Genomic DNA, 23,136 nt, shown 5'->3' on the forward strand with positions numbered 1-23,136 from the left:
CGTGCGTATCTTCGACCCGCATATCCACATGACCTCGCGAACGACCGACGACTACGCGGCGATGTACCGCGCCGGCGTGCGGGCAATCGTCGAGCCCTCCTTCTGGCTCGGCCAGCCGCGCACGAATCCCGGCAGCTTCGCCGACTACTTCGATGCGCTCATCGGCTGGGAGCGATTCCGGGCGGCCCAATACGGCATCCGACACCACGCCACGATCGGGCTGAACCCGAAGGAGGCGAACGATCCCCGTTGCCGCGAAGCGCTCCAGCTGCTCCCCCGCTACCTGTCGAAGGACGGCGTCGTCGCGGTCGGCGAAACCGGCTACGACTCCAACACGCCCGCTGAAGACGAGGTGTTCGCCGCGCAGCTCGAACTCGCGCTGCTGCACGATCTCCCGGCGCTCGTACACACCCCGCACCGTGACAAGGCGGCCGGGACATTGCGCACGCTCGACGTGGTGCGCGAGTCGGGTCTCCCACCTGAACGAGTAGTCGTGGACCATCTCAACGAAATGACCGTGGCAGCGGTCGCCGAGAGCGGCTGCTGGATGGGCTTCTCCATCTACCCCGACACCAAGATGGACGAGCAGCGGTTCGTCGCGATCCTCCGCCAGTACGGAACCGAACGGATGTTGGTGAACAGCGCGGCCGACTGGGGTCACTCCGACCCGTTGAAGACCCGTGCCACCGCCGAGGCGATGCTCGATGCCGGGTTCTCAGCGCATGACGTCGACCTCGTGCTCTGGCAGAACCCCGTCTCGTTCTACGGACAGAGCGGCCGTCTCAACCTCACTCCGGTGGCAGGGTTCGCCGCGCACGACGCCGACGCGCCTGCGGCATCCGGCGCGAACTTCGAGGGCAACTCCGTGCTGCGAGGGGTGCGCGCCTGATGGAGCTCTCCTACTGCACCAATGTGCACCCAGCCGAAGACCTCGACGGGGTGATCGCCCAACTCGACGCCTCTGCAGGCCCGGCGCGCCGGGCCGCGGGCCTCGATCGCCTCGGTGTCGGCCTCTGGCTCCCTGCCGACCTCGCCCGACGACTGACTGTCGACACCGAGGGTGTGAACCGTTTGCGCGCGTGCCTGGAGGCGAACGGCCTCGAGGTGCGCACCGTCAACGCCTTCCCGTACGCCGCGTTCCACGCCGAGGTCGTGAAGCATGACGTCTACCTTCCGGACTGGACCGATCCGAGGCGCGCCGACTACACCCTGAACTGCGCCCGAGTCCTGGCGGAGCTCCTCCCCCCGGACGGCGACGGCAGCATCTCGACGCTGCCCCTCGCCTGGCGCAGCCCCTGGACCCCCGACCACGATGCGCGGGCGACGGCGGAGCTGCGGCGCGTCTCCGATCGGCTGCGTGAGCTGCGTCGCCGCACGGGCCGAACGATTCGGCTCGCCATCGAGCCCGAACCCGGTTGCGTGCTCGACACCGTCGCCGATGTCGTCGACTGGCTCGCTCCACGTCTCGGCACCGAGGGCATCGATCCCGAGCACATCGGCATCTGTCTCGATACCTGCCACCTCGCCGTCTCCTTCGCCGATCCTGTGGAGACGGTAGGCCTCATCGAGGCCGCCGGCATCCGCATCGTGAAGGTGCAGGCGTCCGCGGCCCTCCATGTCGAGGATCCCGCCGACTCCGCGAGCCGATCGGCCGTCGCCGCGTTCGTGGAGCAGCGGTACCTTCACCAGACCCGCGAGCTCGCCCCCGACGGCGTCGTGCTCGCCGCCGACGACCTCCCCGACGCCCTCGAGAAGCTGCCCGCGGAGGGGCCGTGGCGCGTGCACTTCCATGTGCCCCTGCACCTCGCGCCGACCTCGCCGCTCACCGCGACCACCGATGTGCTGCGCGCCGCGTGCGCAGCGGTACGGCAAACCAGCCACGGCGAGGAGGCGCACCTCGACATCGAGACCTACACCTGGTCGGTCCTGCCCGGCGGCGTCACCGATCTCACCGCCGGCATCTCGGCGGAACTGCGGTGGGCGCTCGACGAGCTCATCCAAGCTCCGGACGCCGAGCGCGCAATGCTCGTCCCGAAGGCGGTCGCGACATGACCCGGCTGCTCCTGCTCGACGTCGTCGGGCTCACCGAGCGTGCCCTGAGGAACATGCCCCGGCTCAGCGACCTCGCCGCCCGCGGCGTGCAGACCAGCCTCGGCACCGTGCTGCCCGCCGTCACCTGCAGTGTGCAGTCGACCATGCTCACCGGACTTCCGCCGTCTCGGCACGGGATCGTCGGAAACGGCTGGTACCTGCGCGACATCGGCGAGGTGAATCTCTGGCGACAGCACAACGCACTCGTTCGCGGAGAGAAGGTCTGGGAGACAGCACGTCGAACCGACCCCGGGTTCACCACCGCCAACGTCGGCTGGTGGTACGCCATGGGCGCGAGCACCGACCTCACGGTGACGCCGCGCCCGGTATATCACGCCGACGGTCGCAAGTCGCCCGACTGCTACACGCGCCCGCCGGCATTGCACGATCGGCTCACCGAGGAGCTCGGAACGTTCCCGCTCTTCGACTACTGGGGGCCGACCGCCTCGATCCGCTCGAGCCGCTGGATCATCGATGCCACCCGGGCGATCCTTCGCGATCCGGCGCCAGATCTCGTCATGGCGTACCTGCCCCATCTCGACTACGACCTTCAGCGATTCGGCCCCGACGCTCCTGAAGCCGATCGTGCGGCTTCGGACCTCGACGCGGCGCTTGCGCCGCTGCTCGACGATGCGCAGGCCCACGGGGCATCCGTCATCGCCGTCGCCGAGTACGGCATCGCGCCCGCGCACTCGCCCGTGGACATCAATCGGGTGCTCCGGGCGACGGGCCTGCTCGAAGTGCACGTGCAGCAGGGTCGCGAACTCCTCGACCCGCTGTCCTCGCGCGCCTTCGCAGTCGCCGACCACCAGGTCGCCCATGTCTACGTGGCCGATCCTGCCGACATCCCCCGAGTCCGGGACGTGCTCGAACAGACCCCCGGCATCGATGAAGTGCTCGACCGGGAGGATCAGGCACGCTACGGTCTCGACCACGAGCGATCTGGCGAGATCGTCGCGATCGCCGAGCCCGGTGCGTGGTTCACCTACTACTACTGGCTCGACCCGAATCGTGCGCCGGACTTCGCGCGAAGCGTCGAGATCCACCGCAAGCCGGGCTACGATCCCGCGGAGCTCTTCCTCAATCCCGCCAACCCGACGGTGAAGCTCCGCGCTGCGATGGGGTTGCTGCGCAAGCGCCTCGGGCTGCGCTACACCATGGACGTCATTCCGACGGATCCCTCCTGCGTTCGCGGTACGCATGGCCGGCTGCCGGAACGCGCCGACGACACGCCGCTGCTGATCTGCTCCGACGCTGATCTGCCGTTCTGGGATCGGGCGGGCGCCGTCGTCCCGGCCGCCCACGTGCGGGACCTCGTCCTGCAGGCGGCCCGGACCACCGGAGCCGTGGTGGCGCCGTGACGGGCGAGCCCGGCGCCGTGATCGGCGCCGCCGATGGCGGCGAGCAGGTCGTGCTGCTCGACGATGTCGGATCGCAGATCGGCACCGCAGACAAGGCGTTGGTGCATGGGATCGACACCCCGCTCCACCTCGCCTTCTCCTGCTACGGATTCGACGAAGCCGGGCGGATGCTGTTGACGCGCCGCGCACTGACGAAGCGCGCGTGGCCCGGTGTCTGGTCGAATGCGTGCTGCGGGCACCCCGCACCAGGGGAATCCCCCGAGGACGCGGTCACGCGGCGGGTGCGCCAAGAACTCGGAGTCGGGCTTCGCGGCCTGAGGATCGTGCTGCCCGATTTTCGCTACCGGGCCGTCGCCGCTGACGGGATCGTCGAGCACGAGATCTGCCCCGTGTACTTCGCCGAACTGCCCGCGTCCCTTGCCCCCGATCCCGACGAGGTTCTCGAGTGGGCGTGGGTGGCGCCCTCCGCGTTCATCGAGGTCGCCGCCCGTGCGCCATTCCTCCTCAGCCCGTGGAGCGTGCTGCAGGCCGCCGAGTTCCGCCGGCTCGATCTGTTCGCAGGATCAGGCGTTCACGCGGGGGCACGGTGCTGAGAGCATCGAACCTGTGCAATGAGGCTGCGGAATCCGTCTGACAGCACGAAGCCCCGGCATTTCCATGGAAATCCGGGGCTGTTGTAGCGAGGGCGGGACTCGAACCCGCGACACCACGATTATGAGCCGTGTGCTCTAACCACCTGAGCTACCCCGCCGGGAGGTTCTTCGAGCATAAGCTCAGAATGAACCAGAGCCCCGAGTCAGGATTGAACTGACGACCCCTTCCTTACCATGGAAGTGCTCTACCACTGAGCTATCGGGGCGTGTGCCGCATTTGGCAACCGTACGAGGATATCACCTCTCAGAGGGTGCTTCGTACCACTCCACCGAATGCGACGCCGTGCGACCGTTCCGGTCGCATCACCAGGACGGTGCGACCACCCCGGGCAGCTTCCACGCACCGAATGCGGGGCCGTCGGCCCGCGCGGTGAGCGCGTCGGTCGCACCGGTTCCGGAGGCCTCGAGCCGCAGCTCTCCGAAGGCGACGAGCGGCTCGCCGAACTCGCGCGAGACGCCCGCGAGCGGCGCACTCGCCGCCGAGCGCGCCGCCACGACGAGCACGGACTCCTCGGCCGATTCGCGCACGAACGCGACGAGTTCGTCGGTGACCGCGAGCCAGCGGATGCCGCCGTTCGCGAGCACCGCGTGCGAACGCCGCAGTTCCACGAGCCGGCGGTACGCCTCGAGCACGGGCACGACCGCGGCATCCTGCTCGGTGCCCCAGGGCATCGGCGTGCGCGAGGCCTCGCCGTCCTCGCCGGTGAGCCCGAACTCGTCGCCCGCCCACACCACGGGGATGCCGGGCATCGTGACCGCGAGGCCGAAGGCCACGGGCACGGTGCCGGGGCGCGCGTGCGTCGCGAAGCGGGGGGTGTCGTGCGTGTCGAGCGCGTTCATGCCGCCCAGGCGGGTGCGCCACGGGTAGCCGGCCGCGAAGCGCAGGTGCGCGTCGACGAACTGGGTTCCGGTGAACGTCGGCACCTGCGCGAGGGCGAAGCCGATGCCGCCGCCCGCGGGGCTGCCCGGCTGCTGCAGCCAGCTCCAGAGCGGGCGCGTGAAGGGCGTGTAGCTCATCGCGCCGTGCCACGCATCGCCCTGGAAGTCGCTCGCCCCGTCGTTCGTCGACTCGCCGAGCAGGATCGTGTCGGGGTTCACCGCGAGCATCGTGCGGCGGATCGCCCGGCGCACCGCGCTGTTGAGGTCGACGGCGCCGAGGCGGCCGGTCATGTTGGCGACATCGATGCGCCAGCCGTCGAGCCCGAAGGGCGCCTGCAGGTACTTCGCGACGATCGAGTCGGGGCCGTCGACGAAGCGGCGGCGCAGCTCCTCCGACGACCAGTCGAACTTCGGCAGGCTGGGCACGCCGAGCCACGACTCGTAGCCGTTCGGCACGGCCTCGTCGAAGGAGTAGAAGTCGCGCTCGACCGACGCCGGGTCGGCCTGCGCCGTACGGAACCACTCGTGCGCGTCGCCCGAGTGGTTCGAGGTGAGGTCGCCGATGACGCGGATGCCACGGGCATGCGCCGCCTCGACGAGACGCACGAGCGCCTCGTCGCCGCCGAGGAGCTCGTCGACGTGGTCGAAGGTCGTCGCGTCGTAACGGTGGTTCGACCGGGCCGGGAACACGGGCGTCAGATACAGCAGGTTGACGCCGAGGCCCGCGAGGTGGTCGAGCTTCTCGCGCACTCCGTCGAGGTCGCCCCCGAAGAACTGGGCCGAACGGCCCGGCGGCACCGGGTCGAGGGCGTCGCCCCACGCCGCGGGGATCGCCCACTCGGGCGTCGCTCGCTCGTCGGCCGCCGCCGACCGGGCGAAGCGGTCGGGGAACACCTGGTACAGCACGCTGCCGGGAACCCATTCGGGCACGGGCTCGTGGGCGACGAGCTTGAAGTCGTCGTGGTCGCGGGTCTCGCCCTCGCCGAAGCCGAGCTGGTTCAGCCAGTGCTGACGGCCGTCGTCGCCGACGAGCAGCCAACGGTAGCCGTGCACGGGGTTCGCGACCTCGACGCGGGCCTCCCACCACTCCCAGCCGTCGCCATCGGCTTCGGCCCCTGCGCCCGGGGCGGGCACCCGCACCGCCTCGTCGAAGCGCGGCTCCCGGTCGGGGTTCGACCGGGTGCCGACCCAGCTCAGCGGGCCGAAGCCCTCGGGCACGCGCAGCCGGACCGGCACGGTCTCGCCGAGCCTGGGGCTCTGCGTGGAGACGTGCAGCGGCGATCCGTCGTGGTGCGGGTTCAGCATGGAGGCATCCTCTCGTGGGCACTGTTGCAGAATGGAGCGTCGACGACGAGCGCGACGCGAAAGGAACCGCGGTGGCGACCCGAATCGAACTGATCGAACGCGAAGGCCTGGCCGCGTTCGCGGCCGCGAACGGCTGGGCGTACGACGCCGTCGGCGACCCGCCCGCGCTCGGCGAAGGGCTCTGGGAGCAGGTCGCGAACGGCACGGCGCACGAGAAGATCATCGCCGACGGCTGGCAGACCGGGCACCTGCGCGGCGGCACTCGCACGGCCGAGTCGGTGCGGCACACGGCGTCGGGCATCAGAGTCACGACGCGCGTCAGCTCGAGCGGCCCGATGCGCAGCATCGACGTCGGCTACCTCGCGATCGACCTGCCGCGGTACCTGCCCAACATGATCCTCGACTCGGGCCGCAACGACGGACTCATCGGGTCGAGCCTCGCCCGCCCGCCGCGCGAGAACCAGCGGCTCTCGCTCGAGGGCGACTTCGACCGGCACTTCCGTCTGTACGTGCCGAAGGGGTACGAGCGCGACGCGCTCTACGTGTTCACGCCAGACCTGATGGCGCTCGTGATCGACGAGACGGGCGACCTCGACGTCGAGGTGCGCGACGACCTGCTCATCGTCATGCGGCCCGGCGGGTTCGACTGGGCGTCGCCCGCGACGTGGGAGCGCTTCGAACGCATCCGCGCGGTCGTCGGCGCGAAGTTCCACGATCGCACCGACATGTACGTCGACGAGCGGGCCGCGGCGCCAGGCACCGCTGACGGCGCCGACGGCCACCCGGTCGCCCCGGCCGGCCGGCGGCTGCGCCGCAAGATGGACCCGGGCCTCGCGATCGGGCTCGGCTTCGGCATCGGCGGCGTGGTGATCGCGATCGGCACCGTCGGAGGCCTCGCCCTCGCGCACGCGCTCGGCGCGTTCTGACGCGACGGGCGTCGCCGGCCGCGTGGCATCCGGCTCGCTTCGACAGGACGAGCCGGTCGGCGCGCCCGCATGCAGCGGCGCCGACCGGCTCGTCCTGTTCACGGAATCCTCCAGGCGCGCGCCCTACTTGACCGCGCCCGCGGTGAGTCCGCCGACGATGTACTTCTGCAGGAAGAGGAACAGCGCGACCACCGGCAGCGCCGCCATCACGGCACCGGCAGAGAAGGCGCTCCAGTCCGCGTAGCGCGGGTTCGAGACGAGCTTCGTGAGGCCGACGGCGAGCGTCTGCTTGTCGGTGTCGATGAGCAGCACGGATGCCACGACGAACTCGTTCACCGTCGCGATGAACGACAGCAGCGCGACGACCGCGAGGATCGGCGCCACGAGCCGCAGGATGATCGTGAAGAAGATGCGGGCGTGCCCCGCACCGTCGATCTTCGCGGCCTCGTCGATCGAGGCGGGAATCGTGTTGAAGAAGCCGTACATGAGGTACGTGTTCACGCCCAGCGCGCCGCCCAGGTACACCATGATGAGGCCGAGGTGCGTGTTCAGACCGATCGCCGGGAACAGGTCGCCGATCGTCGACATCAGCAGGAAGATCGCGACCACCGCGAGCAGCTGCGGGAACATCTGCACGACCACGATCGAGATGAGCCCGAAGCGGCGCCCCGTGAACCGCATGCGCGAGAAGGAATATGCCGCGAGCGCCCCGAGGAACACCGTGCACACCGCCGTCGTGCCCGCGATGATCATCGTGTTGCCGAACCACGTCGCGAACGGCACCTGCGGGTCGCTGAGGATCCGCACGTAGCTGTCGAGACCGATCTTCGAGAACAGCGCGTTCGAACCGGTCAGCGTGCCGTTCGGGTTGAGCGACGACGACACGACGAACACGATCGGGAACAGCGAGAACATGACCATGACGACGCCCACGATGTGACGCCACCCCGTCGCCGAGAACCAGCGGCCGAAGCTGAACGGGCGCTTGGGCAGCTCGAGCGGCGCACCGCCCTTCGCCGAGAAGGCCCGCGTCGAGGCATCCGTCATCTCTTCGATCTCGCCTGCGGCGAGACTCACTCCCGTACCGGGCACGACCTTGCGAGCGGCCATCAGTTCAGCTCCTCGAGGCTCTTGGTTCGGCGGAACGCGATGATCGAGATCACCGCGACCACGATGAAGATGATGATCGAGTACGCGCTCGCGAGACCGTAGTCGCGCGTCTGCCCGGTGAACGCCACCTTGTAGACCATCGTGATCAGGATGTCGGTGTAGCCGACCGGGATCGGCGCGCCCGAGTCGCGCGGGCCGCCGTCGGTGAGCATGTAGATCGTGTTGAAGTTGTTGAAGTTGAACGCGAACGATGCGATCAGGAGCGGCGCCACGGTGACGAGCAGCAGCGGCAGCTTGATGAGGCGGAAGATCGCCCACGGCTTCGCGCCGTCGACCTTCGCGGCCTCCTGGATGTCGTCGGGGATCGACTGCAGCGCACCCATGCACACGAGGAACATGTACGGGAAGCCGAGCCACAGGTTCACGATGAGGATCGACACCTTCGCCAACCATGGATCGGTGAGCCACGGGATGGAAGCCCCGCCGAGGAGCACCTGGTTGATGAAGCCGAAGCTCTCGTTCATCATGCCCGCCCAGATGAGCGCCGACAGGAACGACGGGATCGCGTACGGCAGGATCATCAGCACGCGGTAGATCTTGCGACCCCGCATGCGCATGTCGTTGAACACGATGGCGAGGAAGAGGCCGAGGAAGAAGGTCGATGCGACCGAGATGAGCGCGAACGCGAAGGTCCACGCCGTCACGTAGAGCAGCGGGCCCGCGAGGCGGGTGTCGGTGACGGCCCGCACGAAGTTGTCGAAGCCGACCGTGATCTGCCAGCCGGGCAGCAGCTGCTCGCCGTCCTCTGCGGTGAACGCCCCGACGCCGGTGTCGGAGTAGACCGTGCCGGTCGTGAGGTCGGTCATGGTGCCGGCGGCCTCGTCGTACTCGAGCGTCGAGACGTAGAGGTAGCCGCTCGACCCGTCGGGCGTGCGGAGCGCCCCGTCGTTGGGGTCGTCCGAGGCGGGCACCGCGAGTGCCGTCACCTCGTCGGTGCGCTCGAGCACCTCGGCGAACTGCAGCGTCGTCCAGCCGTCGGCCGAGACGGCGAGGTCGCCCTCGAATTCGACGCCGGATGCCTCGGCGAGGGGCTGCTCGTTGGTGCCGACGAGGGCTTCGCCATCGGGGTCGGTGACGAGCAGGCCCAGTTCGCCCGCTCGCTCGACGACGGTGACGCCGTACGTGGGCGAGTCCTCGACCCGCTCGAGCGAGGAGGCCATGAGCGAGGAGACGGCCTGCTCCTGGGTGCCGTTGTGGCCCGTGCCGTAGTTCGTGAAGGCGATGTACCCGGTGTAGAGGAGCACGAACACCTGGAACACGACGAGGAAGATGACCCCCGGCGTGAGGTACTTCGCCGGGAGCTTCCGGCGGGAGAAGTAGATCCAGTTCACGAGCGCCGCGACGGCGGCCACGACGACCATCACCGTCCACTGCTCGTGCAGCGCGAGCACGAACACGGCGTAGACCGCGAGTGCGTCGAACAGACCCAGCGCGACGAGCTTCACGAGCAGCGCCACCATGCCGCCCGAGGCCTGTTCGGCGATGCCCGCGGCCTGACGCTGCCGTTTGCTCTGCTGCGGAGGTGCGTCCTCGCGGACGTCTTCGGTCGCGATGCTCATGCTGGTGCCTGGTCTTTCGTGTCGCGTCTGGGGTGCAGATGCGCCTCGAGGGCGGAACCCGCTGGTCGAGGAGCGCCGCGCGAAGCGCGACGCGTCTCGAGACCCGGGTTCCGCCCCTGAGGCATCCGGGATCAACCGGCGTCGATCGCCGCCTGCACGTCGGAGGCGAGCTTCTGCCAGGTGGCGACCGGGTCGGCACCGTTGATGATGTCGGCCTCGGCGATGCCCCAGTACTGCCACACCTTGCCCATGGCGGGGATGGCGGGCATCGGCACGGCGTCGGCACCCACGGCTGCGAAGCCGGCGATGATCGGGTCGGCCGAAGCGGTCTCGGCGGCCGCCGCGTTCGCGGGGAGGATGTTGCCGGCCTCGAACAGCTCGAGCTGGGTCTCCTCCGAGCCGAGGTAGTTCACGAGGAAGTCGTTCGCGGCGACCTTGTTCTTCGACTCCGAGGAGACGAAGAAGCCCTTGACGCCGGCGAACGGCTGGGTGGCCTCAGCGGTGGGGCTCGGGGTCGGGTCGATCGCGACGTTGATGCCGGCGTCGACGGCCGCGCCGACGTTCCACGGGCCGGTCAGCCAGAAGGCCGACTTGCCGGTGAGGAAGCTGTCCTTCGCGATGTCACCGTCGATGTCGGTGTTGAACGCCTTGGTGCCGTTCTTGCCCTGCGTGCCGAGCCAGGTCGCGAACGCCTCGCCGCCGGCGTTGCCGAGCTGCAGGTCGTCGGCGTTGTAGCCGTTCTCGTCGCTGCCGAACACGGGAGCGCCGAACGCGGTCTGGAAGGGGTACAGGTGGTACGGGTTGCCCTCGGCGCCCTGCTCCACGACGAACGGCTGCGTGAGGCCGGCCGCGGTGCCCTTGGCGAGCATGTCGTCGAAGCTCGTCGCCGCCTCGGGAACGAGGTCGGCGTTGCGGAGGACCGCGATGTTCTCGATCGCGTAGGGGAGCATGTAGGTCGTGCCCTCGTAGGTCGACGCGTCGACGGCGACCTGGAGGTAGTCGGCAGCCGAGTCGCCGAGCTCGATCGGGGCGACGACGCCGTTGGTCGAGAGCTCGCCGAGCCAGTCGTGGGCGCCCATGGTCACGTCGGGGCCCTTGCCCGTCGGAACCTGCTGGATGAAGTCGTCCTTGATGTCGGCGACGTCCTTGCCGACGATGTCGACGGCGACGCCGGTCTTCTCCTCGTAGGCGGCTGCTGCGCCCTTGAGTGCGTCGACGCGCTCGGCGTCGACCCAGACGGTCAGCGTGCTGCTCGCGCTCGACTCGGAGTCAGATCCGCCGTCGGCCCCAGCGCAACCGGCGAGACCGAGCGTCGCGACCACCGCGACCGCACCGGCCGCAAGGAGGCTCTTCTTGTTCACCCTCATTGGTGTGTCCTTCTCAGTGTGCGTGAGATCGGCGCCTTCGCCTGGTGGCTCGAACCGCACACCGCGCCCGAAAGGCCGTTCTTCCTTGTGTCGCTCGCGATTGCAAGCGATTACAGGTATACCCTGCTTTCTTCTCAACGCCAAACCGGCGGTTCCTGATCGATATCGGTTCGTGACCATCGAACACTTGGGGATTCCTGCAAGCGTTTCCACGGTGTATCAAGAATGTCGTACAGTTTCCGACATGACTTCCGAATGGTGGCGCACTGCCGCGATCTACCAGATCTACCCCCGCTCCTTCGCCGACGCGAACGGCGACGGCATGGGCGACCTCGCCGGCATCACGCAGCGTCTGGGCGACCTCGCCGAGCTCGGGATCGACGCCATCTGGCTCTCGCCCTTCTACACCTCGCCCCAGAAGGACGCCGGCTACGACGTCGCCGACTACTGCGACGTCGACCCGCTCTTCGGCAGCCTGACCGACTTCGACGCCATGGTGTCCGAGGCACATGCACGTGGCATCCGCGTCATCGTCGACCTCGTGCCCAACCACTCGAGCGACCAGCACGTCTGGTTCCAGCAGGCCCTCGCCGCCGCCCCCGGCAGCGCCGAGCGCGGCCGCTACCTCTTCCGCGACGGCCGCGGCGCCGACGGCGAGCTCGCTCCGAACAACTGGGAGTCCGTGTTCGGCGGCCCCGCCTGGACCCGCATCACGGAACCCGACGGCACCCCCGGCCAGTGGTATCTCCACCTCTTCGACTCGTCGCAGCCCGACTTCGACTGGACGAACGAGGAGGTCCGCGAGGAGTTCCGCCGCATCCTCCGCTTCTGGCTCGACCGCGGCGTCGACGGGTTCCGCGTCGATGTGGCCCACGGCATGATCAAGGCCGACGGCCTCCCCGACTGGACCCCGCCCGCCGAGGGCGGCAGCATGGGCGGCGCCGCCGGGCTCGAAGAGGCCGTGGTCGACCCCGCCGTCGCGCAGGCACCCTACTGGGCGCAGGACGGCGTGCACGAGATCTACCGCGACTGGCGCGCGCTCCTCGACACCTACCCCGGCGAGCGGATCCTCGCCGCCGAGGCCTGGGTCGACCCGCTCCCCCGCGTCGCGAAGTGGGTGCGGCCCGACGAGATGCACCAGGCGTTCAACTTCGCCTACCTCGAGACCCCGTGGCAGGCGGGCGCACTGCGCCGCGTCATCGACGACTCGATCGACGCGTTCGCCGCCGTCGGCGCCCCTTCGACCTGGGTGCTCTCCAACCACGACGTCGTGCGGCACGCCACCCGCCTCGCCCTCACCGAACCGAACCCCCAGGGTCACGGTGTCGGCCCCCGCACCCCCGGACTCGGCGACCCCGCGACCGGCCTCCGCCGCGCCCGCGCCGCGACCGCGCTCATGCTCGCCCTCCCCGGCTCGGCCTACCTCTACCAGGGCGAAGAACTCGGCCTGCCCGAGGTCATCGAACTGCCCGACGACGCCCGCCAGGACCCGACGTGGTTCCGCACGAACGGCGAACGCTACGGCCGGGACGGGTGCCGTGTACCGCTGCCCTGGGCCTCGGCCGCGCAGTCGTACGGCTTCGGCGACACGGATGCCGCGTGGTTGCCCCAGCCCGCATCGTGGGCCTCGTTCGCGCGCGAGGCGCAGCAGGGTGTCGAGGGCTCGACGCTCTCGCTCTACCAGGCGCTCCTCGCCGGCCGCCGCGCCCACGGCCTCGCCGACGGCTCGCTCGAGTGGCTCGACGGGGGTGCCGACGGTGCCGACGTGCTGACGTTCCGCAACGGCGACGTGACCGTGATCGCGAACACCGGGGCGACGCCCGTCGCGCTGCCCGCCGGCGAGGTCCTGGTCACGAGCGGCCCGCTCGACGTGGCATCCGCCGAGATGCCGGGCGACACGACCGTCTGGCTGCGCACCGCGTAGCGGGCCGCCCCGCGGCCCGCCCGCCCTCGCTCTTTTCAGGACGAGCACGTCGACATCGCCCACCGGCAACGTGGATATCCGCTGATCCTGAAAAGCGCGGTGTCCCGACAGGCCTCGCGCATCCCGCAGCACGCGCTTTTCAGGACGAGAGCCGCCCGACCGGCTACACCGACGGCGTTCGCCCGCTCGTCCTGAAAAGCGCGGAAGCTCAGCGCCCCTCGAAGCCCCGGTAGCGCGGCAGTGCCCGCCCCTGGACCGCGACGGCGCGCGCTCGAAAGCCCCAACGATGCTCGCCCCGGGCGATGATGCCGAGCAGCTGCGCGCTGGTCGCCTCCCAGTGCTCCATCACCATGCGATAGCTGAGACGGACCACGAGGTAACCGCGGATCGCAAGCTCGAAGTCGCGTCGGCGATCGCTCTCGAACTCGTCGTCGCCGGCGTGGAACCGTGAGCCGTCGACCTCGATGACGAGGCGATCGCCGACGAGCAGGTCGACTCGCCCGACATCGGCGATCGGCGCCTGACTGCGAAAGCGGATACGACGCGAGCGCAGCAGCATCCGCACCTTCGTCTCGATGATCGACTCCGACCCGGCATCCGAACTCTCGATCGTGCGGTGACGCGAGGGCGCACTCAGCGCCCTGACCTCGTCGAGCTCGGGCAGCGAGAGCCGCCCTGAGGAGAGCGCGGCGTCGAGCACGGTGATCGCCGTCTCGGGCGACGCGCAGTTCAACAGTTCGGCCAGAGCGAGCGGCAGCGGATCGACCGCCGCGACAGGTACGGGATCACTGCGATGGTGCAGACACACCCGGTCATGGTCGCGATCGAGTGCTCGCAGCCCCGACGAAGCGAGGTCGGGTGCGCGGAGTCGCGAAGCCCCGCGCGCGACGCGGACGTGCAGCAGGTCGTCACCGGGGACCGGGATGCCGTGCATGCGTACGACCGTCGCCGCCGTCGCGAACCCGCCGACGCGCACTGCCCGGACCGCCTCGGGATTCGCACCCGGCGTGGCGATCCATCCGCGGCGGACGCGCGACACTCGTCGAGACGCGATCGCCTCGGCAATGTGTTCGCGCGAAACTCCGGAGGCCCGAAGCCTCGCCACCGGGCACACGCCGCCCGCAGCGGCGACGACCTCGACGACCGCTGCACCGCGGTCGACGCGGGTGCGAGCTGCAGGGCCCCCCGCACGTTCGGCACGACCCGCCGATTGGGACGACGACATGCCTCGAGTCTCGACGCTCGGAGAGCGCCACGACGACGCAGATCGAGATCTGTGGAGAACCCCGACTCAGTTGGTGTTGGCGTACAGCCAGTCGAGCGGGTCGACCCACTCGCCGTTGATGCCGCCGATGCGGATCTCGAAGTGCAGGTGCGGGCCGGTCGACATGCCGGTGTTGCCGGTTTCGCCGATGACGTCGCCGACCTCGACGACGTCGCCCTCCTCGAAGAGGCGCGAGCCCGAGATCATGTGCGCGTAGACGCTCACGACCGTCTGACCGTCGATCTGGTGCTCGATCATCATGACGACGCCGAGCGAGCCGCCCGAGTCCGTCGACTTCACGACGACACCGTCGGCGATCGACTGGATGTCGGCGCCGTAGCCCGGGTTGAAGTCCTGGCCGTGGTGGTCGCTCGAGCAGCCCGCGCAGTCGCGGTAGCCGAAGCGGTCGCCGATGTGCACGCCGACCGCGAAGGGCCACTGCACGCTGCCCGAGGGGTTGTTCGTGAAGGTCGCCTCGGCGCGGATGCCCGCGGCTTGGGCGTACTCCTCGATGGTCTGCGTCTTGTAGCCCTCGCTGTCGACGCCCTGCGCGAGCACGCCGTCGTTGATCTCGACACGCTGGCCGTCGATCGTGGTCGTCGAGACGCTCTCGAGCGCCATCGCCTGCACCTCGGCGGGCGTGAGCAGCGAGAGCGACGGCACCGAGGTGGCGACGGCGAGCATCGCCGCGAAGCTCATCGCGACGACGCTGGCGATGCTGCGGGTGCGGTTGCGACGCCGCGCCGGTCGTGCGTTCTTCGGGCCGGATGCCACGGGGCGGGCCTCTGCGGCCGGCGTCGTGCGGCGCGGAGCGCGGCTTGCGCCTTCGGCGCTGCGGCGAGCGGATACCGCGGGGTGCTCCATGCGGCCGGCGGGCTCGGCGTCGTACGCCTCGGCCTCCACTCGAGCGGCGTCGATCATCGCGGCGAGGTCGTCGCGCTGGGCTGCGCCGCGCGGCGCGTGCGGAATGCTGTCGGGGGCCGCGGGCACCTCGGGGGCCGGCAGCTGCACCGCGACGGGCGCGGTGCGAGGCCCGGCGGCGGCTCCGGCGATGAGCGAGGCGAAATCGGCCGACGCGGCGGCCGCTGCAGCGGCGGTCGAGGTGGCCGCACCGGCCGCGGCAGCCGCACTGCCCGCGGGCTCGACGGTCGCGCCGCGACGCGCACCGCGCACCTCGGGCTGCGCCTTCTTGCCGAATCGGTTCTTCGCCGGCTTCTCGGCCTTGCGATCGCTGCGGGCTGCGCGGGCATCGCGGTCGGCTCGACCCGAACGGCGGCCCGACTCGTCTGCTTCGTCATCGTCGGCGCCGAGCCCGGCGAAGAGGTCGTCGAACCCGGTGGTCGCCCGCGCGGGCGCGGCGGGCGCCGTGACGGGCGCAGCGGGCGCGGGCGCAGGTGCCGGCGCGACCGGCGCAGCGGCGCGCGGCGCCAGCACCGGCGCGACGGCAGACATGGCGGAGGCCGAGCGGCGGTCGACCGGGTGGTCGATCGGCTCGGCCTCGGTGGGCGTTGCGGGGGTGGTGCGGTGGTGAAGCTGGTGGGATGCTGCGACGGGAGTCGGGGTCGGGGCGCTCGCGCCCGAGAACAACTCGTCGAACCCGGGATGCGAGGCCCTCGGCGCCGCTGCAGGCTGCGAGACGAAGGGATGCGCCGCGGGCTGCTGCGAGGCGACCGGCTGCGCCGCCATCGGCTGGCTCGGCCACGCCGGCTGCTGAGCGGGCGCCTGCTGGGCGGTTGCCTGCTGCTGAGCGGGCGCCTGCTGCGCCGCCGCCTGAGCCTGATACATCGGCGCCTGAGGCGACTGAGGTACCTGAGGCACCTGCGGCGCCTGATAGGCCTGAGCCCCGTACGAGCCACCGGCCGCGAGCTCTGCCCGACGTGCCGCCTCTGCCTCGCGCTCGCGCAGCTCTCGACGGGTCAGGGGTCGCTCGGGCCGCACTTCATCGCGTGTGCCAGGCGTGGATCCGTCGGGCACGAGGGGGGACTCGAGCACGTGTAGGGGCTTTCGGCTTCGGGGGCGAGCTTCGGGGGAGGTGGGCATCGCGCCGGCGCGCGGCGAGATAACAGGTTGGTAAAGACTACCCGGAATCGACGGTGAACGCCACGCGAAACTGCGCGATCCGTCGCGAGAACGGTCGATGAACGGCCGGATGCCGCGGAACACCGGTGCGCACGCCGACGAGGGCGCACGCGAACACCCCATCAGCCTCCCGACTCAGGCCCACGCCCCGGCCGCGGCGAGCGCGGATTCGAGCTCCTCGTACAGCCCGGGCGCGGCGGCGAGCACGAGCTCGGCACCCTCTGCGCCGCCCCGTGCTCCCCCGACCCGCGCCCCGGCTTCTCGCACGATGAGCGCGGCGGCGGCGTGATCCCACGGTGAGAGCCCGTGCTCGTAGAAGGCGTCGAGCCGCCCGGCCGCGACCCCGCACAGTTCGAGCGCGGCCGAGCCGTTGCGGCGCACATCGCGCACCTGCGGCAGCAGCGCCAACAGCACCGCGGCCTGTTCGCGTCGCACCTCGGCCGCGTAACCGAAGCCGGTGCCGACGAGGGCCCGCCCGAGCGGCACCCCGGTGGTGACATGCAGCGCGGTGCTGCCGAGCCGCGCCCCGCCGCCGGCGCGCGCCTCGTAGACCTCGCCGTTCGACGGGTTCACGACGATCCCGACGAGCGCCCGCCAGCTCGACGGCTCGGCCGGCTCCTCGACGACGGCGATGCTGACCGCCCAGCTCGGCGCCCCGTAGAGGAAGTTCACGGTGCCGTCGATCGGGTCGACGACCCACGTGAGCCCGCTCGTGCCGAATCGTTCGGCCCCCTCTTCGCCGAGGATGCCGTCGTCGGGCCGCGCCGCGAGGATGCGTTCGCGGATCAGCGACTCGGTGTCGCGATCGACCGCGGTGACGATGTCGGTCGGCGTCGACTTGGTCGCGGCGACCTCGACGCCGCCCCGGCGAGCCTCTGCGGCGAATTCGGCGGCTTCGAGGGCGATGTCGCGCGCGAGATCGAGCAGGCGGTCGAGCTCGACGGATGCCACGTGCCGGGTCATGCCCTCACGCTAGCGCGGCCCGACGACGCCCGCCATGGCCGCGAGCGGCGCACGCGGCCGGAACGGGGCCCGCGCCGCTGCATCCGCCCGGATACACGAAAACCCCGGTGAACCGGGGCTTTCTCTGGTGGCGAGTGAGGGATTCGAACCCCCGAATGCTGAGCAGTCTGATTTACAGTCAGATCCCTTTGGCCGCTTGGGTAACTCGCCATCGCACCCGACCACGTTCTGCACACAACCGGGGGCCTGACAAGGATACCCGCCGAGGCCCTGTGGCGGAAATCGAGCGCCGAAGTCGCCGATCAGGCGCCGGATGCCACGTCGGCGAAGCCCTTCGCGACACCCGCCGTCGCACGACGTCGCCGGGTCGCCGCGAACAGCATTGCCGCAGCTCCGATGACGACCGCCCCCGCAGCGAGCGCGACGGACGGCGAGGCGTCCGCCCCGGACTCCGCGAGCTGCCCGGCCGGGGCGGGCGCGGGCGAACCGGGCGCGGGCGGCGTCGACGGCACGACCACGACGGGCACGACCGCGATGGGCGGTACCGCGACCTCGGCCTGCGAACCGTCGACGACGACCGGGGCGGGCGGCGTGTATCCGGCAGGCGGCACGACCACCAGGGTGTACTCCTCGGCCTGCGGCAGCTCGACGGTGAACCCGCCGCCCTCGCCGACCGGCACCTGCAGCGTCTCGCCGGTGACATCGAGCACCGGTTGGCCGTCTGCGTCGCCGATCTCGACGACCGTTCCGGGTGGGACGGGCGCGCCGCCGTCGAGCACGACGGTGCCCGTGATCGTGGTCTTCGCGGCGGCCGCGGCGAGCCAGAGCTGGTACGACGGCGAACCGTTGACGGCACCGTAGAGCAGCTCGACACGACGCACCGCCGGATCGGGGGTGAAGCCGAGGTAGGCACCTGACGTGTCGTCGAAGTTGCCGACGACGGTGCCCGTCGTGAAGGTGATGCCGAAGTCGTCGATCGTTCCGGTGCCGACCCAGCGCGGCACGTCGTCGAAGGGACCGGGCCCGGCGCACGCGCTCGGTTTCGGCGAACCGGCGGCGCAGTAGTTCGCGGGCGTCATGGCGCCGAGCGCCTCGATCGGCAACGGCGCTCCGGCGTCGTCGAAGACGGTGACGTACACCCAGTCGGCATCGATGTCGCCGAGCACGAACCCCCAGTCGTCACCGCGCACGGCTCCGAGGTCGATGACCGTGCGCGACGGCGGCGGGTTGTCGACGGCGGGCGGTACGGGTGCAAGGGCTCCCGTCTTCGGCCGGACCGTCAGGTACGGCTGCAGCCGGCTCGATCCGTACCTCGTGCCGAAGTCGGTCGACGCGTTGAGGAAGGCGCTCGCTCCGGACGCCTCGGTCAGGGTGATCGAGTCGCTCGTGACGGTGACGGCCTGCCCGAACCCGGTCGAGGCCGGAAGCGTGCCGGTCACCGTGAAGGCACCGGCCGCCCCACCGACCGTCCAGTCGGCGTAGACACCGACCTCGGTCGCCGGGTCGACCGCGCTCGCAGGCGCGGCGGCGCCGACGACGGCGAGTGCGATGATTCCGATTCCCCCAGCGAGCGACATCCGTCGAATCGACATGGTCGCCATGCTGGCACACCCACGCGACGAGGTCTACCGTCAGTTCGACGAACGCCACCAGGGCATCTCGGCGGTGTCGTTCCGGTCGCGCGCCTCATCGCCGTCGCCTGAGCTCGAGCCCGAGCTCGAGCCCGAGCCCGAGCTCGAGCCCTCACCGCGGCCGCGGCTCAGTGCTGCGTTCTGCCGCTCGTCGTAGGTCGAGAGCCAGCCCCGGTGCCCATCGGTCGCCGACTGCACGGGCACCGGCTCGGTGCGCGGCTCCCGCGGGTCGCCGGCCTCGCGCGCGTTCCGCTCGCGATCCCACTCCTCGCGCTGCCGTGCCCGCTCGTCGAGGGCGGCCTGCTCGGCGCGCGCCCACTCGGCCCGTTCACGTGAGACCCGGGCGGGCTCCGAGCGGCGCTCCTCGGCGCCGGGCTTGCCGCCGCCCCGGAGGCCGGCACGCTGGATGACGCGCTGGATGGTGAGGCCGCGCTCGTTCGGCGAGGCGACGAAGCGGATCTCGCGGAGCCCCTGGTCCTGCGCGGCCGATTCGAAGATGAAGTGCCCGTAGTTGAAGATGCGCCCGAGGATCGGCTTGTGCACCGAGATGTCGAGGATTCGCGCGATCGGCATAGTCGCGATGCGCTGCGAGAGGATCCCGTGCACGCGGAACACGCGCATGTTCGTGATGACGAAGCGATCCATGCGTCGGGCGAGGATCCGCCATCCGCCGTGCAGCACGAGGAACAGGGAGCCGAGCAGCGGCACGAAGTACAACTGCGACGGCAGCCACGCGAGCAGGAACAGCACGGGCACCGCGGCCATCATCTCGAGCGCGGCGAACACGTTCGACGCCCAGTGCTTGCGCACCTCGTCGATGATCACCTCGCCGTCGTCGGAGATGAGATGCCGCTCGACGTGCGGATCGAACAGGCTCACGGCAGGTTCACCCGGCTATGAGGCGAGGGAGGTGAAGAACGTGATGATCGAGTTGCCGGCGTTGAACACGGCGTCGACCGCGCCCTGCACGGCATTCGCCGCGTCCTCGGGCCGGGTGATGAGATAGAAGGCGGCGAAGACCACGACGAGGCCCAGGACGATGCGCTTGACCCACTTCACGGTGGCGGTTCCCTTCGAGTGACGGATGGGCATGCCGACCACCCCTCTGGGCACACCCGTAACCAAGGCATTGTCACCCGAACGAGCCACGCGTACAACGCGCCGCGCCGCGGAGCGGCGGGTGCGAACGGGCAGCGGCGGGTGCGAACGGTAGGATTCCAACCGGTTACGGGGAGTTGAGGAGCCATGGCCGGCATCGAAGAGGTCGCGAAACTCGCGGGGGTCTCCACCGCGACGGTGTCGCGCGCGCTCAGCGGCCGCGGGCACGTCTCGCCCGCGTCGAAGGCGAAGGTGCAGGATGCCGCGGCCCGCCTCGGCTACGTCGTCTCGTCGAACGCCTCCTCCCTGGCGTCGGGGCGCACCCGCAACATCGGCGTCGTCATCCCCTTCCTCAACCGGTGGTTCTTCTCCTCGGTGCTCGAGGGCGCGCAGCAGGCGCTGCTGCGGCACGGCTACGACCTCACCCTCTACAACCTCGCCGGCGACGGGCACGAGCGCTCGAGCGTGTTCGAGCACTTCCTGCTGCGGCAGCGGGTCGACGCGGTCATCGCGGTATCGCTCGAACTCACCGAGCCCGAGGTGGCGCGGCTGCACGAACTCGGCAAGCCGCTCGTCGGCGTCGGCGGCCCCATCCCCGGGGTGCGCACCCTCACGATCGACGACGTCGCGGTGGCGCGCCTCGCGACCGAGCACCTCATCGGCCTCGGCCACCGGCGCATCGCGCACATCGGCGGCGATCTCGAGTTCGACGTCGACTTCCACCTGCCGACGAACCGGCGCCTCGGCTACGAGGGGGCGCTGCGCGACGCGGGCATCGAGCCCGACGCCCGACTGTTCGCGCCGGCCGACTTCACGATCCGCGGCGGCTACCACGCGACGAAGCAGTTGCTCGGCGCCCCCCACGACCGGCCGACGGCGATCTTCGCCGCGTCCGACGAGATGGCGATCGGCTCGATCCTCGCCGCCCGCGACCTCGGCCTCGTCGTCCCGCGCGACGTGTCGATCATCGGCATCGACGACCACGACCTCGCCGACTTCTTCGGGCTGACGACGGTCGCCCAGTTCCCGCGGCTGCAGGGCGAGCAGGCCGTCGACATCCTCATGGACGAGCTCGAGCCCGGCGTCGGCGCCGCTCCCCCGCCCGCCGCGCACCCGCTGCCGTACGAGCTCCGGGTTCGGTCGTCGACGGCACGACCCCCCGAATGACCCGGGCGGATGCCTCGGCGCGCGCGCCGTGGCATCCGATCGTCTGAAATCGCGCCTCGGTAGACTGGTCTGCATGGCAGATGCAACGTTCGACATCGTGAGCAAGGTCGACCACATGGAGGCCGAGAACGCCGTCAACCAGGCGCGGAAAGAGGTCGAGCAGCGCTACGACTTCAAGAACGTCGGGGCGTCGGTCGAGTGGAGCGGTGAGAAGATCCTGCTCAAGGCGCAGACCGAGGAGCGGGTGAAGGCCGTGCTCGAGGTCGTCGAGTCGAAGTTCATCAAGCGCGGCATCACGCTGCGGGCCCTCGACTCGGGCGAGCCGTACGCCTCCGGCAAGGAGTTCCGCATCGAGATCGCGCTGAAGAACGGCATCGACAGCGACAACGCGAAGAAGATCTCGAAGATCATCCGCGACGAGGCGCCGAAGAGCGTGAAGAGCCAGATCCAGGGCGACGAACTGCGTGTCTCGTCGAAGAGCCGTGACGACCTGCAGGCGACGATGGCGCTGCTGAAGGGCAAAGACCTGGACGTCGCCCTGCAGTTCACGAACTTCCGCTGAGCCCGCGGCGCGCGCTCAGAGGTAGCCGCGCAGCCAGGGAGTGATCGCGGCGTACGCGGCCGACCTCGCGGGCTCGCTCGAGAGGAACACGTCGTGCAGGGCGCCGTCGATGCGCTGCACCGTCACCGACGGGCCGAGCTTCAACGCCCGCTCGGCGATCTCGTCGACGACGAGCACACTGTCGCTCGACCGCATCGACTCGTCCCAGCGGGTGAGCAGCGACGAGCGCGCCGACAGCAGCGTCAGCACCGGCGCGCCGACGTCGATGCCGGCGGCGACCGTCGTGTGCCCCGCGAGCACCGCCATGAGCCACGCCGGCGACGTCGCGAACCCCCGGTCGGGTCGCCAATCGTGGTTGTACTCCCACTCGCCGCCCTGTTCGCGCGCCACGGCCCGCGTGTAGAACCCGAGGTCGACGTTCGGCAGCGGTGCGAGGGGGTCGACGCGCGCGCCGAGCTCCATCATCGGCAGCAGCGCCTGACGCCCGACCTTGCTCAGCTGGAACTCGAGCCACGGACTGTTGAGCACGAGCGCCGCGGCCCGGCCCTGGTGCCGCGCCGCCCACAACGACAGGGTCAGCCCGCCCGTCGAATGCCCCAGCAGGATCAACGGGCGGCTCGAGCGCGGCGCCGAGGGCGAGCCCGTGGCATCCGGTTGCCCCATCGCCGCGAGCGCGGCCGCGATGTCGGGGTCGTACCCGGCGAGGTCGGCGATGAATCCCGGCTTCTGCCACGGGCGCAGGCTGCGCCCGTACTTGCGCAGGTCGAGCGCGTAGAAGCGTGCGCCCAGCCCGGCCCAGTACTCGGCGAGCTCGGGATTGAAGAAGTAGTCGCTCCAGCCGTGCACGTAGAGCACGTCGGCGCCGGATGCCACGCCCGGCGTCAACCGCAGCTTCCACCGCGGGCGGTACCGCACGAGGGTCGCGACGACCTCGCCCTCGGCATCCTCGCCGAGCGGGAGCGTGAGCTGCTCGAAGCGGTCGCCGAGGAGGTCGGGGCGCCAGGTGTTCGGTTCGATGAGCTCGGTGCTGCGCAGGCTCGCATCGGTCTCCGCCACGCCGCCCTCCCCTCGTCGCGAGGCCAGCCTATCGAGACGGCCCCGAAAGGTCGTCCGTTCGCACCACGGGTGGTCGTCGCG

At 70.4% G+C, this 23,136-nt stretch carries 19 protein-coding genes and 3 tRNA genes; 8 read left to right on the top strand and 14 right to left on the bottom strand.

Features of this window, described 5'->3' with window-relative positions:
- Position 1: 1 nt before the first annotated feature.
- The 4 genes from ACFVTX_RS14245 to idi are packed head-to-tail and all read left to right on the top strand — an operon-like array spanning position 2 to position 4,045.
- Positions 2–889 carry a TatD family hydrolase gene (locus ACFVTX_RS14245; RefSeq protein WP_386901189.1) on the top strand — a complete coding sequence of 296 codons (888 nt, stop codon included), beginning with the start codon at positions 2–4 and terminating at the stop codon, positions 887–889.
- Positions 889–2,052, top strand: a complete 1,164-nt coding sequence (eboE, locus tag ACFVTX_RS14250) for a metabolite traffic protein EboE (protein ID WP_386901191.1) — start codon at positions 889–891, stop codon at positions 2,050–2,052. The genes ACFVTX_RS14245 and eboE overlap by 1 nt, the downstream gene beginning before the upstream one ends.
- On the top strand, positions 2,049–3,452 hold the full coding sequence (locus tag ACFVTX_RS14255; RefSeq protein ID WP_386901193.1) for an alkaline phosphatase family protein: 1,404 nt from the start codon (positions 2,049–2,051) through the stop codon (positions 3,450–3,452). The genes eboE and ACFVTX_RS14255 overlap by 4 nt, the downstream gene beginning before the upstream one ends.
- A gap of 17 nt (positions 3,453–3,469) precedes the next feature.
- Complete coding sequence (idi, locus tag ACFVTX_RS14260) at positions 3,470–4,045, top strand: isopentenyl-diphosphate Delta-isomerase (RefSeq protein ID WP_386901195.1); 576 nt, start codon at positions 3,470–3,472, stop codon at positions 4,043–4,045.
- Between the two features lie 84 nt (positions 4,046–4,129).
- Here the strand turns inward: idi and ACFVTX_RS14265 are convergent.
- From ACFVTX_RS14265 to ACFVTX_RS14275, 3 genes are all read right to left on the bottom strand, one after another.
- A tRNA-Met gene (locus ACFVTX_RS14265) sits at positions 4,130–4,203 on the bottom strand.
- A 36-nt stretch (positions 4,204–4,239) separates the two neighbouring features.
- Positions 4,240–4,311, bottom strand: a tRNA-Thr gene (locus ACFVTX_RS14270).
- Positions 4,312–4,408: 97 nt separating this feature from the next.
- Entirely contained in the window at positions 4,409–6,289 is a 1,881-nt protein-coding gene (locus ACFVTX_RS14275) for a glycoside hydrolase family 13 protein (protein ID WP_386901196.1), read from the bottom strand.
- A gap of 71 nt (positions 6,290–6,360) precedes the next feature.
- Between ACFVTX_RS14275 and ACFVTX_RS14280 the strand changes: the two genes are divergently transcribed.
- The gene (locus ACFVTX_RS14280; protein WP_386901198.1) at positions 6,361–7,215 is read left to right on the top strand and encodes a hypothetical protein; all 855 of its coding nucleotides are present in this window, start codon (positions 6,361–6,363) and stop codon (positions 7,213–7,215) included.
- Between the two features lie 123 nt (positions 7,216–7,338).
- On the opposite strand, the gene ACFVTX_RS14285 is transcribed toward ACFVTX_RS14280, so the two are convergent.
- The 3 genes from ACFVTX_RS14285 to ACFVTX_RS14295 all read right to left on the bottom strand — a co-directional run bounded on the left by ACFVTX_RS14285 (position 7,339) and on the right by ACFVTX_RS14295 (position 11,311).
- A complete protein-coding gene (locus ACFVTX_RS14285; RefSeq protein ID WP_386901762.1) occupies positions 7,339–8,262 on the bottom strand; it encodes a sugar ABC transporter permease in 924 nt (307 codons plus the stop codon).
- Between the two features lie 62 nt (positions 8,263–8,324).
- A complete protein-coding gene (locus ACFVTX_RS14290; protein WP_386901200.1) occupies positions 8,325–9,944 on the bottom strand; it encodes an ABC transporter permease subunit in 1,620 nt (539 codons plus the stop codon).
- Between the two features lie 131 nt (positions 9,945–10,075).
- The gene (locus tag ACFVTX_RS14295) at positions 10,076–11,311 is read right to left on the bottom strand and encodes an extracellular solute-binding protein (protein WP_386901202.1); all 1,236 of its coding nucleotides are present in this window, start codon (positions 11,309–11,311) and stop codon (positions 10,076–10,078) included.
- A 244-nt stretch (positions 11,312–11,555) separates the two neighbouring features.
- On the opposite strand from ACFVTX_RS14295, the gene ACFVTX_RS14300 reads away from it, so the two are divergent.
- On the top strand, positions 11,556–13,235 hold the full coding sequence (locus tag ACFVTX_RS14300; RefSeq protein WP_386901204.1) for a glycoside hydrolase family 13 protein: 1,680 nt from the start codon (positions 11,556–11,558) through the stop codon (positions 13,233–13,235).
- A 208-nt stretch (positions 13,236–13,443) separates the two neighbouring features.
- On the opposite strand, the gene ACFVTX_RS14305 is transcribed toward ACFVTX_RS14300, so the two are convergent.
- The 7 genes from ACFVTX_RS14305 to ACFVTX_RS14335 all read right to left on the bottom strand — a co-directional run bounded on the left by ACFVTX_RS14305 (position 13,444) and on the right by ACFVTX_RS14335 (position 20,264).
- Positions 13,444–14,169 (bottom strand): endonuclease domain-containing protein, encoded by a 726-nt coding sequence (locus tag ACFVTX_RS14305; protein ID WP_386901206.1) that lies wholly within the window; start codon positions 14,167–14,169, stop codon positions 13,444–13,446.
- 357 nt (positions 14,170–14,526) lie between these two features.
- Positions 14,527–16,284, bottom strand: a complete 1,758-nt coding sequence (locus ACFVTX_RS14310) for a peptidoglycan DD-metalloendopeptidase family protein (protein WP_386901208.1) — start codon at positions 16,282–16,284, stop codon at positions 14,527–14,529.
- A 429-nt stretch (positions 16,285–16,713) separates the two neighbouring features.
- On the bottom strand, positions 16,714–17,541 hold the full coding sequence (locus ACFVTX_RS14315) for an inositol monophosphatase family protein (RefSeq protein WP_386901210.1): 828 nt from the start codon (positions 17,539–17,541) through the stop codon (positions 16,714–16,716).
- A 125-nt stretch (positions 17,542–17,666) separates the two neighbouring features.
- Positions 17,667–17,751, bottom strand: a tRNA-Tyr gene (locus ACFVTX_RS14320).
- A gap of 92 nt (positions 17,752–17,843) precedes the next feature.
- Positions 17,844–19,133, bottom strand: coding sequence for a hypothetical protein (locus ACFVTX_RS14325; RefSeq protein WP_386901212.1), 1,290 nt, complete (start codon positions 19,131–19,133; stop codon positions 17,844–17,846).
- A 39-nt stretch (positions 19,134–19,172) separates the two neighbouring features.
- The gene (locus ACFVTX_RS14330) at positions 19,173–20,051 is read right to left on the bottom strand and encodes a PH domain-containing protein (RefSeq protein WP_386901214.1); all 879 of its coding nucleotides are present in this window, start codon (positions 20,049–20,051) and stop codon (positions 19,173–19,175) included.
- A gap of 15 nt (positions 20,052–20,066) precedes the next feature.
- On the bottom strand, positions 20,067–20,264 hold the full coding sequence (locus tag ACFVTX_RS14335; protein WP_386901216.1) for a hypothetical protein: 198 nt from the start codon (positions 20,262–20,264) through the stop codon (positions 20,067–20,069).
- Between the two features lie 153 nt (positions 20,265–20,417).
- On the opposite strand from ACFVTX_RS14335, the gene ACFVTX_RS14340 reads away from it, so the two are divergent.
- Both ACFVTX_RS14340 and ACFVTX_RS14345 read left to right on the top strand, forming a co-directional pair.
- Entirely contained in the window at positions 20,418–21,437 is a 1,020-nt protein-coding gene (locus ACFVTX_RS14340) for a LacI family DNA-binding transcriptional regulator (RefSeq protein WP_386901218.1), read from the top strand.
- A gap of 73 nt (positions 21,438–21,510) precedes the next feature.
- On the top strand, positions 21,511–21,999 hold the full coding sequence (locus ACFVTX_RS14345; RefSeq protein WP_386901220.1) for a YajQ family cyclic di-GMP-binding protein: 489 nt from the start codon (positions 21,511–21,513) through the stop codon (positions 21,997–21,999).
- Between the two features lie 15 nt (positions 22,000–22,014).
- On the opposite strand, the gene ACFVTX_RS14350 is transcribed toward ACFVTX_RS14345, so the two are convergent.
- Entirely contained in the window at positions 22,015–23,055 is a 1,041-nt protein-coding gene (locus tag ACFVTX_RS14350) for an alpha/beta hydrolase (protein ID WP_386901222.1), read from the bottom strand.
- Positions 23,056–23,136 lie beyond the last annotated feature (81 nt).

This window comes from Agromyces sp. NPDC058136 (assembly GCF_042884375.1).
Classification (GTDB): Bacteria; Actinomycetota; Actinomycetes; order Actinomycetales; family Microbacteriaceae; genus Agromyces.